Origin of the sequence: Paenibacillus solanacearum (assembly GCF_910593845.1) — a bacterium.
GTDB lineage: Bacteria > Bacillota > Bacilli > Paenibacillales > NBRC-103111 > Paenibacillus_G > Paenibacillus_G solanacearum.
Genome location: NZ_CAJVAS010000021.1, coordinates 69,671 through 81,899 on the forward strand (window position 1 = coordinate 69,671; position 12,229 = coordinate 81,899).

Annotated in this window: 10 protein-coding genes; 4 read left to right on the plus strand and 6 right to left on the minus strand. The window is 56.5% G+C overall.

What is annotated here, in order from left to right; translation table 11 throughout:
* Positions 1 to 44: 44 nt before the first annotated feature.
* Positions 45 to 1,250, minus strand: coding sequence for a nickel pincer cofactor biosynthesis protein LarC (gene larC / locus KXG62_RS20655; protein WP_218093904.1), 1,206 nt, complete (start codon positions 1,248 to 1,250; stop codon positions 45 to 47).
* A 2-nt stretch (positions 1,251 to 1,252) separates the two neighbouring features.
* Positions 1,253 to 2,131, minus strand: a complete 879-nt coding sequence (gene larB / locus KXG62_RS20660) for a nickel pincer cofactor biosynthesis protein LarB (protein WP_218093905.1) — start codon at positions 2,129 to 2,131, stop codon at positions 1,253 to 1,255.
* Between the two features lie 295 nt (positions 2,132 to 2,426).
* On the opposite strand from larB, the gene lipA reads away from it, so the two are divergent.
* Both lipA and KXG62_RS20670 read left to right on the plus strand, forming a co-directional pair.
* Positions 2,427 to 3,353 (plus strand): lipoyl synthase, encoded by a 927-nt coding sequence (lipA, locus tag KXG62_RS20665; RefSeq protein WP_218093906.1) that lies wholly within the window; start codon positions 2,427 to 2,429, stop codon positions 3,351 to 3,353.
* 19 nt (positions 3,354 to 3,372) lie between these two features.
* A complete protein-coding gene (locus KXG62_RS20670) occupies positions 3,373 to 3,990 on the plus strand; it encodes a YutD family protein (RefSeq protein WP_218093907.1) in 618 nt (205 codons plus the stop codon).
* A gap of 253 nt (positions 3,991 to 4,243) precedes the next feature.
* Here KXG62_RS20670 and KXG62_RS20675 read toward each other — a convergent pair whose 3' ends face one another.
* The 3 genes from KXG62_RS20675 to ylbJ form a co-directional block, all read right to left on the minus strand.
* The gene (locus KXG62_RS20675) at positions 4,244 to 5,062 is read right to left on the minus strand and encodes an NAD kinase (protein ID WP_218093908.1); all 819 of its coding nucleotides are present in this window, start codon (positions 5,060 to 5,062) and stop codon (positions 4,244 to 4,246) included.
* A gap of 167 nt (positions 5,063 to 5,229) precedes the next feature.
* A complete protein-coding gene (gene glgP, locus KXG62_RS20680) occupies positions 5,230 to 7,782 on the minus strand; it encodes an alpha-glucan family phosphorylase (RefSeq protein WP_218093909.1) in 2,553 nt (850 codons plus the stop codon).
* 93 nt (positions 7,783 to 7,875) lie between these two features.
* Positions 7,876 to 9,114 (minus strand): sporulation integral membrane protein YlbJ, encoded by a 1,239-nt coding sequence (ylbJ, locus tag KXG62_RS20685; RefSeq protein ID WP_218093910.1) that lies wholly within the window; start codon positions 9,112 to 9,114, stop codon positions 7,876 to 7,878.
* 520 nt (positions 9,115 to 9,634) lie between these two features.
* On the opposite strand from ylbJ, the gene KXG62_RS20690 reads away from it, so the two are divergent.
* Together KXG62_RS20690 and KXG62_RS20695 are read left to right on the plus strand one after the other, a co-directional pair.
* A complete protein-coding gene (locus KXG62_RS20690) occupies positions 9,635 to 10,024 on the plus strand; it encodes a globin domain-containing protein (protein WP_218093911.1) in 390 nt (129 codons plus the stop codon).
* A gap of 21 nt (positions 10,025 to 10,045) precedes the next feature.
* Positions 10,046 to 10,753, plus strand: coding sequence for a DUF2225 domain-containing protein (locus tag KXG62_RS20695; protein ID WP_218093912.1), 708 nt, complete (start codon positions 10,046 to 10,048; stop codon positions 10,751 to 10,753).
* 377 nt (positions 10,754 to 11,130) lie between these two features.
* On the opposite strand, the gene KXG62_RS20700 is transcribed toward KXG62_RS20695, so the two are convergent.
* Positions 11,131 to 12,222 carry a GGDEF domain-containing protein gene (locus tag KXG62_RS20700; RefSeq protein WP_218093913.1) on the minus strand — a complete coding sequence of 364 codons (1,092 nt, stop codon included), beginning with the start codon at positions 12,220 to 12,222 and terminating at the stop codon, positions 11,131 to 11,133.
* Positions 12,223 to 12,229: the final 7 nt, after the last annotated feature.

Consider the following 12,229-nt stretch of genomic DNA (forward strand, 5'->3'; position numbering starts at 1 on the left):
GCTTCCGTAAGGAAGGAACCGCTGTTTTGTTTGAAGCGCATTGTCTATTGGCGAAAAGCAGGCGGCTGAGCGCCATTCGCGTCCTCATCGCCGGGCTCATGAGGGTGAACCGCAGCCGAGTGCGAATGCCGAAGCGGGCGGACGACACGCTCCGGCCGGCCGCTGTCATGGGTATGGCGGTGTTCGCCGTGCTCATGGTCATGGCTGTGCACATGATCGTGGTCATGCGGATGGTCGTGCTCATGATGGTGGCTGTGCTCATGACCGTGATGATGAGCATCATGTCCGTGGCTGTGGCCGTGATCGCCATGCCCATGGTCGTGATGATGGTGATCGTCATGGTGATGATTGTGCTCATGATGGCTATGTCGGTGTTCGTGCGCTTCATCCGGCTTGTGAAGCAGCTGTCCGGGCGAATGCGTATGTTCGCGATGATGATGGTGATGCTCGGATTCATGCCGGTGATGCTCATGATCGTGCTGCAGCTGTCCATGGCTTATTTGATATTTGTTCAAGAATGGATCGAGACGGCCGATAACGACCCGCAGGACGTTCGGCTGATTCGGAAGATCCCGGGTACCGGCCCCGTAGCCGATCGATTCGACAATCATCGGCGGCAGCCCTTTGCCGAACTCGTCGGCCAGCCCGCTGACGATTCCTGCGCCGGTCGGCGTCGTCATTTCCATCGCATACGGGGTTGGAGCGATCGGCAGTCCCTTCATCATTTCCAGCGTCGCTGGCGCGGGGACCGGGTAGATGCCGTGATCGCAGCGTACCGTCCCCGAACCGAGCGGAACCGGCGAGCAGATGATTTTCTCGATTTGGAGCGAGTCGATCGCAAGCGCTACGCCGATGACATCGACGATGGAGTCGATGGCGCCGACTTCGTGGAAGTGAACCGATTCGATCGGAACATTATGTATTTTGGCCTCGGCGATCGCAATTTTCTCGAAAATCGCCAAGCTCAGCTTGACGACGCGCTCATTAAAGCCGGAGCGGTTAATGATCTCGACAATTTCCGAATAGTGACGGTGATGTTCGGGCGGACGGTTCGGGTCGAGCAGCACATCCACTTTCATGGAAGAGATGCCGCGTTTGTTCACGCGCTTCCATTCAAGGGCGAACGGCTCGATGTGGATTTTCCGCAGCTCCTCGTCGATGTAATCGCGATCGGCTCCAGCGTCGACCAGCGCCGCCAGCGTCATATCCCCGCTAATGCCGGAAAAGCAATCCAAATAACATATTTTCATCGTCATCCCTCTTTGCCCGCATCCAAGCCTGCGGATGATTTGGAATTTTTATAAATGAGAGCCGCATTATATCCGGCGCCGAAGCCGTTGTCGATATTGACGACGGAGATGCCCGGAGCACAGGAGTTCAGCATCGCGAGCAGCGCGGCCAGCCCGTGGAAGCTGGCGCCATAGCCGATGCTGGTCGGCACGGCGATGACAGGGACGGAGACCAGCCCGCCGAGTACGCTGGCGAGCGCGCCTTCCATGCCCGCGGCGACAACGATCGCCCGGGCGCCGCGGATGACGGGCAGCCGCCGGAACAGCCGGTGAATGCCGGCCACACCGACGTCGTAGACGCGCTCTGCCCGGACGCCCATGCACTCGGCCGTGACGGCCGCTTCCTCGGCAACGGGCAGGTCCGACGTACCGGCGCACACGACCGCGATGTAGCCATCCGCTGCCATGGCCGCGTCCTCGCGCGTCCATGCGATCGCCCGGGCGTCTGCATGGTGTACCGCACCCGGAACGCGCTCCAGTACGTGCGCCGCTTTATCGGGGCTGACCCGCGTAGCAAGCACGCGGTCGGAATGCGCCATGAGCCGCTCGAAGATCGAGGCGATTTGCTCGGCGGTCTTGCCTTCCCCGAAGATAACCTCGGGAAATCCCGTGCGCTTGGCCCGGTGCAGGTCGAGCTGCGCATAACCGAGCGTGTCGTCGATTCCTTGCGCTTCGGCTTCGGATGAGGCGGATGCTGCGCCGCCTCCGTTCGTATGTAATCCGCCGGCGCTGCGTTCCGGCGGCTGCGGAGACGAAGCGGCCTGCTCCTCGAGCAGCCTCTTGGCTTCTGCAATATCCAAATCTCCGGATCGAACCAGCTTTAAAATGTTTTCGATATTCATGTAAAAGCGTATCCTCCGGTCTATATGAGTGTTACAGAATGTTCAGCTCGCCAATGCATTCATGGGAGCAGCGGAATTCTGTACGATGTAAAACGGGCCTCTTCACCACGATCTACCTGCTGAGTTTTATTCCATATCATGAACGGCAATCACCTATGGCGCGGCTATGCGCCCGGGGATGCTCCGCGAAAGCGGGAGATGCCGACAATCCATTGCTAGTGTACCACATTTCAATTCGAAAGTGGATTGTTCCTTTATTCGTGATATAATAGCCTAAAGCGGCTGTAGAGCAAGCATGCCGCCGTTTAATGAGTGGACAGAAAGCAATGGAAAGCAGGGACAAACGATGGCTACTCGTCAAATCGAACGTAAACCGGACTGGCTGAAAATCAAGCTGACGACGGGCGATAATTATAAAGAACTGAAAAATATGATGCGAGGCAAAACGCTTCATACCGTATGTGAAGAAGCCAAATGCCCGAATATACACGAATGCTGGGCCAACCGCACGGCGACCTTTATGATTCTCGGCGATATTTGTACGCGGGCCTGCCGTTTTTGTGCGGTCAATACGGGCTTGCCGACGGAGCTGGACTTGCAGGAGCCGGAACGCGTAGCGGAAGCGGCGGAGCAGATGGGGCTGCGCCATGCGGTCATCACTTCGGTGGCACGCGACGATTTGCAGGACGGCGGAGCATCGATTTTTGCCGAGACGATTCGTGCCGTGCGCCAGCGCAATCCGCTCACAAGAGTCGAAGTGCTGATCCCGGATTTCCAGGGCAGCGAAGCGTCGCTTCGCATCGTAATGGACGCGAAGCCGGATATTTTGAACCACAATGTAGAAACGGTGGAACGGTTGTCGGACAAAGTGCGCGCGCGGGCGAAGTACCGCCGTTCGCTGGAGCTGCTCGAACGCGCCAAGCAAATGGCTCCGTCGATTCCGACCAAGTCCAGCATTATGCTCGGCGTAGGCGAGACATGGGAAGAAATTGTTCAGACGATGCACGATTTGCGGGCGGTCGATTGCAATATTATGACGATAGGTCAATATTTGCAGCCGAGCTTGAAGCATTTGTCCGTGGAAAAATATTATACGCCGGAGCAGTTTGCGGAATTGAAGGCGGAGGGAATGAAGCTCGGATTCCGGCATGTCGAATCCGGCCCGCTCGTACGCAGCTCCTACCATGCACATGAGCAGGTGCAATCGGCTCAGCAATCTTAACAGGAAGGAGGCAAGCGATTTGATCCATATTGCGGGCAGAACGTATGAGGTCGTCTCGGATCACAAGAGCGGCTGGAAGCCGGAAGCATTTCGCGATCGTTACAGCGAGGTGCTGGAACGGTACGATTATATCGTAGGTGACTGGGGCTATAATCAGCTTCGGCTGCGCGGCTTTTACAAGGACAATAATCCGAAGGCGAGCAGAGACACGACGATTTCCACGCTACATGATTATTTGAACGAATATTGCAATTTCGGCTGCGCCTATTTCATCATCGAGAAGGTGCCCGGCAGGCAGGGGGGAGATCCCCAAGGGCCGGGGGCGGAAGGCGAAGAAGATGTATATCTCGATGCGGAGCAGCCTGCCGAGCAGCAGGCTTCCTTGAACACCGCGTCCTACACCCAAAGCAAACCGCACAAGCACGGGAATGCCGACGGCGCATCGAACGAGCGTGACAAGCGGGGGCCGAATCACGGGCAAGGACAAGCATCGGGCTCGCGCGGGCAAGGACCGCGGCATCGGCATTCACAGAACTCGTCGTCTCGCAACGGCTCGTCCGGCAAGCCGCACAAGCCGCATGGGGGGCAGCATGCGTCTAAGCCAAGGCCGTCTTCTCCTTCCGGCACGGAAACGTAATACCGTAACGCTTGGCAAGACCGGAGCTTCACCGGCCGATGGCGCTGGGGTAGCACGTGCCGCCCGTGGGGCCGGCGGTGCCGCACAGCGCCGACACGAGCTTCCTGCGACGGTTATGCAGTACCGGTTCAGTGCAGCGCTGCGCTGTCGGACCCTATATAGATGGCGCGGCCGGCAGTACAACGGCATGATCGGCGCTAACGCAAATAACCCTGGCCATTCGGCCAGGGTTATTTGTTGATTGCGGCAAGGTTTAGATCAAATTATTGTCGTACCCGATGAACGCTTCCCGCACGCGGCTCCAGAACGGGAACGGGCGGAACCGGGCGAACTTTACTTTTTTGCCGGCAGCTACCATGCTCCGGATCGAGATGATGTCATTGCGCTGCATATACACATGGTCGAGCGACAGCAGAATGTTCTGATTCGCCCGCGGGTAGATGTCGCAATGATGATGCTTCGGCAGCAGGATCGGCGAGCCGAGCGTACGGAATACGCGATTGTTGATCGACGCGATCTCCGCGATCTGGATCGCATCCAGCGACGGATGCACAATGGCGCCGCCCAAGCTTTTATTGTACGCGGTGCTTCCCGACGGGGTGGAAATACAGATGCCGTCGCCGCGAAACGTCTCGAGCAGCTCGTCGTTGATGTGAAGCTGGGCGACGAGCGTAGCGTCCACGCCCTTGAGCGTAAATTCGTTCAGCGCCAGCTGCGTCTCGATCCCTTGCGGCGTTGTGATCTGGATCTCTACGAGCGGATATTTGACGACGCGCAGGTCGTTCTGCTGGGCGCTTTCTCCCATCAGTTGGGCTAGCAATTCCACTTCATCCGGCTTCCAGTCGGCAAAAAAACCGAGCCGCCCCGTATGAATGCCGACAAACGCGATATGCTCGATCTCTTCCTTGTACCGGTGAAATGCTTGCAGCAGCGTGCCGTCACCCCCGATGGACAGCACGATATCCGGGGACTCCTCGTCATGGACGAGCCCATGCTGGCGTATTAATTCATGAAACGTATACATCAATTGAATAGAAATCTCATCGCCTCGGTGAACTACATTATATTTCAACGGTCGTCCTCCTAATAAGCCAATCTGACAAATTTCGCTACTTTCATAATAAGTTATTCACCGCAATAAAACAATGGCGGCAGCCGCTTGTCCAGTCGGGGCAAACAAAAAGGCCGTGGCCCGAACAGAGGCCAAGACCTTCCTTTGCTTTACGCTTTTGGATTCACTCAAAACGTGGTAACCAGCGGGAGCTCGAACCTGCGGGCGAAGCTCGCGCTAATCGGATGAACGCGAACGCTGAAATGCGGGCCGTGCTTGAGATGCGACGGGATCACCGCGCGGTACAGCACTGTGCGATCGTCGAGTACCCGCGACGGTTCCATCTCGACAACCCGCTGATGCCACCCATCCGGCTGCTCCTCATAGTAGACAATCTCGACCGCGGTGTCCTTATACCAGACGGCGCCGAACTTCACGGTGGCAGTAACCTCTTTTGTCGGCTGCGCCGCCCGCGCTGCGATTCTCGCTTGGCCGCTGCCGTCGCTCACTTCGATAATGCGCACCTGCCTCCAATGCTGGAGAATGAACTGCTTGTAGTCGGCGACCTTGATCGCTTCCTCGCAGTCATTGTCGATAAAATGGCGCGTCCTGATCAGCGACGGAACGTACGTCTTGTTCACGTAATCCATCACCATGCGGTCCGTGTTGTAGACAGGGGCAAGCGTACGAATCGAACGCTTCATCCGCTCGACCCACTGCACCGGGAGCGCGCCCTTATTGTAATACAGCGGGATAATTTCGTTCTCGAGCAGCCGGTAGATGGACTCCGTGTTCTCCTTCTCTTGTGTCAACCAATCGGCATCATTGTTCATCTCGATGCTCCAGCCGTTGCTGCCGTCGTAGCCTTCTTCCCACCAGCCGTCCAGCACGCTGAAATTGATGACGCCGTTCAGCGCCGCCTTTTGGCCGCTGGTTCCGCTTGCCTCATAAGGCCGGCGCGGGTTGTTCAGCCAGACGTCGACCCCTTGCACCAAATATCGGGCGAGGTTCATATCGTAGTTTTCGAGCAGGACGATTTTGCCGCGAAACCGGTCCATCTGCGACACCCGGTATACTTCGCGTATCAATTCCTGGCCCGGCCGGTCAGCGGGGTGGGCTTTGCCGGCGAACAACAATTGCACGGGCCGGTCGGGATCGTTCACCAGCCGGTCCAGCCGGTTCAAATCGCTGAACACCAGATTCGCCCGTTTGTACGTGGCGAACCGGCGGGCAAAGCCGATCGTCAGCGCATCCTTAGACAAATAATGCCGCACTTCCTCGATCAAGTCGGCCGGCATGCTGTTGCGGCGGCGCTGCTCGCGGAGATTGGCTCTGGCATAGCCGATCAGCTTCTCCTTGAGCTGCTTATGAACAGACCAGAGCGACTCGGCGGGAATCAGGTCGATGCCGGCCCATTGGTCTTTGTTCGCCTGGCTCGTGACCCACGTGCCCGGGAGGAATCGGCTGTACAGCTCCCGCAGCTCCGGCGCGAGCCACGTGCTCAAATGAACGCCGTTCGTAATATGGCCGATCGGCACTTCTTCGGCCCCGATATTGCCGTGGAACTTGCGGAACATCTCCCGCGATACTTGGCCGTGGAGCTTGCTGACCCCGCCGCGGATGGCCGCCGTGTTCAAAGCGAGATACGTCATGTTGAATACGTTTTTGTCCGCGTCCAGTCCCAGCTGCGTCAAGTCGCCACGGTGCGAGTCATAAGCTCCAAGCAGGTCGCGTAAGTAAAAGTCGAACATCGGCAGCGGAAACGCGTCGTGTCCGGCCGGAACCGGCGTATGCGTCGTGAACACCGTACTGGCGCGAATCACTTCCAGCGCGGCATGAAACGGCAAGCCTTTGTCGAGCTGTTCGCGCAGCCGTTCCAGGGACAGGAAGGCGGCATGCCCTTCATTAATATGGAATACCCCGGTCGGGATGCCGAGGGCGCGGAGCGCCTTGACGCCGCCGATGCCGAGCAGCACTTCCTGTGCGATGCGGATGTCCTGGTTGCCGCCGTACAGCTGAGCGGTCAGCTCCCGGTCCCAAGGGCTGTTCTCTTCGAGATCGGCATCGAGCAAGTAGACCGATATGCGGCCGACCTGCACATGCCATACCTTCAACCGGACCGTACGGTCGGCGAGGGCAAGCGTGATAACCAATTCCTCGGTAGGCTCCGAAGACGCCGAGCGGACATACGCGGGAGCAATCGGCAATTTCTCAAAATCGTATTGCATCGTCTCCGCGAGCTGATGGCCGTCCGTGTCGATTTTTTGATTGAAGTATCCTTTTTTATATAAAAGTCCGATTCCAACGAGCGGGACTCCGAGATCGCTGGCCGACTTGCAGTGGTCTCCGGCGAGCACGCCGAGCCCTCCCGAGTAAATCGGCAGTGATTCATGAAATCCGAATTCCGCGGAGAAATACGCGATCGCTTGCTGTTTGTACTGCGGGTACGTCTCCTCGAACCAGGAGGGCGCCTGCACCTCATCATCCCATTGCTGCATGACGGCGCGGTATTGCTGAAGGAACGACTCATCCGCCGCGAGCTGCTGCAGCTTGCTTGCATCGATTTCCGAGAGCAGCCGCACCGGGTTGTGCACATACTGATCCCACAGCAGCGGATCGATTCGCGCAAACAGGGCTTTCGCCTGATCATTCCAACTAAACCACAAATTGTAGGCAAGCTCTCCCAAACGCTGGATAGAAAGCGGCAATTCACGGAGCTTCGGATTATACACTTTATACATCGTTTCACCTCTGACCTGATATTGCATAGCAACCGCTGCAAAGTTCACTACCTAGAATAGGAACGTTCCTATATGTATGCTTCTTCTAGTATCTTATGTTCGCAACCGGTTCATGCATCTTTTGCCTGCCCAGAACAGCAGGGACAACAGCAGCATCGTTCCGATCAGCGCCGCAAACGTCAAGGCTCCCGCCGGGAGCGTATGCGTAATCATGGTGGTCAGCGGCCGCGCCACGTCCGGTTTCGGCATAAACGCACCGAGCGCTTCCTGGTACGGAGCAAGCGGCTTCCACAAGACAAAGACAAGAACGGCCGCCAGCAGCCCATGAATGAACCGGGCGAATGCAAAAGGCAGGTAGCGCAGGTTCGTATGGTGGAGCAGGCTGACGATTTGCGCATGGACGGATAAACCTGCCCACGACAGCACCCAGGCCGCGATCGCCGCTTTATAGACGAGCGGGATGCCATCCGCCGTGCCAGCCGCTTTGGAGCCAAGCGTGACTTCGAAGAAGCCGTTGACCACTGCCTTGGACAGCACGAGCGGAACGCCGAACAGACCGAGCACGGAATTGATCGCCGCATAGACGTAAGCCATAATGCCGGCCGAAGTCAGAACCTCCATGACGACGGAAAAGAAAACGACCAGTCCGCCAAGCAGCATGACCAGATGGACTGCCGAGGCGAGCGCCTTTTGCAGCATGACGCCGAGAGGCCGGCCGTCGGCAAGACGCGCTGCGTGCATTTCCTCGAAGGCCCGCCGCCATATAGAGCCGACATGTGTAGCAGTTGCGGGCGCCTGAACATCATTACCCGCGGCAGGCTTGCCGTGAAACCGCATCAGTAAGCCGATTAACATGGCGGAGCCATAATGCGCCGCGGCCAGCAGTCCGGCAATGGCCGGATTTTGGAAAAATCCGACCGACACGGCCCCAATCAGAAAAATCGGGTCCGAGGAGGTTGTAAAAGCGACGAGCCGTTCTCCTTCTTCCCGGTTCACCAGCCGCTTTTCCCATAATTGGGATGTGAGGCGGGCGCCGATCGGATAGCCAGAGGCGAACCCCATCGCCATGACGAAGCCGCCGATGCCGGGAATACGGAACAGCGGCCGCATCAGCGGATCGAGCAGCGTGCCGAAGAAATGCACGAGTCCGATGCCCAGCATCATTTCGGATATGACGAAAAAAGGGAAAAGGGAGGGGAACAGCACATCCCACCAGATCGATATTCCTTTGAGCGAAGCTTGCAGCGCTTCGGCCGGAAAAGCAAGCATGAGCAGCGCCAGACTAAAAATAATGAGCGCGCCCGCGTAAAGCATGAAGTTTGATCTTCGCATCGAGGCAACCGACTTCCTTTCCGAAAAAAGCTTGTCATTCTGATATATGACTCACGTCAGAGAGACATGCCCTCCGCCATTGGTGAAAATTTGAATAACTGCATTTCTATCCGAAAAATTGCTGAAAAGCCGAGACGTCCTATGGTACAATAGTACCAAGATGAAAACAGGCGCTGAAACGGGGCATGGGACGCTGTATTCCGGCGCAATCGTCAACGCCTGGCGCTGAATGAGGCAGCCTGCAATGGTGTTGACAACTGATGCTGCGTAGAGGGCGTACAGTTGCAACGTATATGAGAATGGGGGAGTGATCCTTTATGGTAGGTGTTATTGCTGGAATTCTCGTATGCGCATTTGTCTACGTAATAAAGGAGACTCTGATGAATTCCGGAGAAGAGGATTTGTAAAGCTGCCGCTGGCGGTTTCTCAGGTCCGATAACGGTTAGAATACATGACAACTACGTACACGATGCTGTGGCGTTTATAAGCGGCATCGTCTTTTTGTTAGGAGATGAAACCTATGTCCGCGTCGGATGAATCAAGGGAACGGACGGTTTATGAAGCGATGGGCGGGGCGGAAGGCATTCGGACGCTGGTCGAAGCCTTTTATCCGAAAGTGCAGCAGCATCCTTTACTAGGGCCGCTGTTTCCGGACGATATCGTGCCGGTTATGGAGAAGCAGAAAATGTTTTTGACCCAATTTTTCGGGGGGCCGCCGCTCTATTCGGAGCAGCACGGTCATCCGATGATGCGGGCGCGCCATATGGCGTTCCCGGTTACGGCAGAACGGGCTGAGGCATGGCTTGACTGCATGCGTCGAGCGCTGGAGGAAACGGAGATGGCGCCGGAGCTGCAGAAGGCGGTACTGGAGAGGCTGAAGGGGCCGGCGTACCATTTTATTAACAGCTAAGCGCAAAAGGAAGTGTCTCGGATGGTCGAACCGTTATTTCAAGTGAACGTCGCTTGCCCGCACTGTGAGTCGGAATATAAGACGTCTCGCGTCCGGCCGAGCTTCAAAAAGGCCAGCGGCACCGATACGGATTTTTATGTTCGCTACAAGGAAATCAATCCCGATTATTACGTCGTGCGCGTCTGCCCCTCCTGCGGCTTCTCCTGCACGGAAAATTCAACGGAACGATTAAACTCCGTGCAAAAGCAGGCGTTCGCCGGAAAAGTCGGCGGACAGTGGACGGCCAAGGACTATGGCGGGGAACGCAGCTGGGACAATGCACTGTACACATACAAACTGGCGTTGTTATGCGCGCAGACCGTCAAGGAGAAGAACCGGATTACGGCAGGGCTGCTGCATCATATTGCCTGGCTGTACAGAGACCGGGGCGAGACAGAACAGGAGCAGCGCTTCCTGTCCTACGCGCTGGATGAATATACGCGCGTGTTCGAGACGGAAGGCAATGAGCTTAACAATGCTCGGTTGATGTATTTGATCGGCGAGCTGAACCGTAGGCTCAGAAACTACAACCAAGCGGTGCGCTGGTTCGCCCGTGTCATTAACGACCGGCGCATTATGGACGCCGCTATGATTCGCGCCTGCCGCGAGCAGTGGGCCGTCACCCGGGAGGATATGAAGGCGGAGCAGTTCGAGCTGGATGAAGAAGCGAGGCTGCTGAAGGAAATGTAGGCGCGTTCGGCTGAGAGGCTGGTAGTGTAAACAAAGTGAAGGGAAAGCATCGTTTGGCGACTTGGCGTGCCAGCGGCTGCTTTCCCTTTCTTTTATCGAAGGTTAGTGCGTACTGGCCGGATAGACTGACAATACCGTTCATATGCTCCGCCTTGGCCATACGAGATCGGTATGGCTGTAGGTTCATCCGGTAAGCACGAGATGAAACGGAGGTTGCCCAAAGATTGCCTTCATCGTTTATATCGTTTGGAAAAACGATCCATATAGTTAACGTCGCAGAGGACTATAATCTAACGCGAGCATAAAAATAGTGACCGGAGCGGAGGGATGCCAACAACAAATAAACGCTTAAGACCTTGGCCGTAATCCACAAGGTTTTAAGCGTTTTTCTGTCGTTCGGACATATGCGGGGAGTAGAAGGTGTAGCGGTTTTTGCCGGAGAGCTTCGAGTGGTACAGCGCGCGGTCGGCTTCGTCGATCAGCTTCTGCAGCTCGTCCTGCGGGGTTTGGGATACCGAGATGCCGACGGAGATGGTTGTCTTGATGTAGTCGTCTCCGTAAAACTCGTAAGCTTCGATGGTTCGGCAGAGATGGTCTGCATAGCGGACGAGCACGGCTTCATCGGCGAAATGGCTTAGCACGATGAATTCCTCTCCACCGTATCGCGCCACATAATCCTGCTCGTGAATGACGGACCTGAGAATTTGGCCGGTATCCCGAAGCAGCTGGTCGCCGTGCAGATGGCCGAACGTATCGTTGTACCGTTTAAAATTATCGATGTCGATCATCAAGATCGCGATCAGTCGGCCTTTCATCGTCCGGCCGGCAATATCGAGAAAGCCGCGCAGGTTGGGCAGCCGGGTAAGACCGTCCTGCTTGGCCTCCAGCTCCAGCTTGCGCTGCACCATCCAGATCCGGTTATCTTCATTATACATATAGATCAACACGGTAATGGCAACGCCCGATAGAAACAGCATGAACAGATGCGCCGCCCAAAAATAAAATCCGGGCACATAAAAAAACTGCCCGTGAACGATAAGCCGGCACACGGCCAGTATCGCGCATATGCTCCAACCGTCCGTGAAGCGTATAACGCTGTAACCGGTATCATACTCCTTGCGATGAAACAGGGAGGAGATGACAGCGGGAAGGAGCAGATCCTCTCCAATATGAAGCAGAAGGTCCGGCGGCTGTATGCATGTCATATAGACGGCAGGAAGCAGCGTCGACGGCAGCGCCGAAGTCCAGCCGAATCGAAGGCCGGCCATGATCAGCGGCGCGTACCGGAGGTCACTCAGCAGCGAATCATCCGGAAACGGAAGCAGCATCAGGATGATGCTCGCGATTCCGGTCAATACCGGGGCCATCAACGGTTCGAACCTCTCGAAGAAAGGCAGATTGCGCAGCTTGAGCGCCATGTAGCTTAACGCGATCAAGGTGCACGCGTTGGTCAGCGGGATGTAATACATTATCATT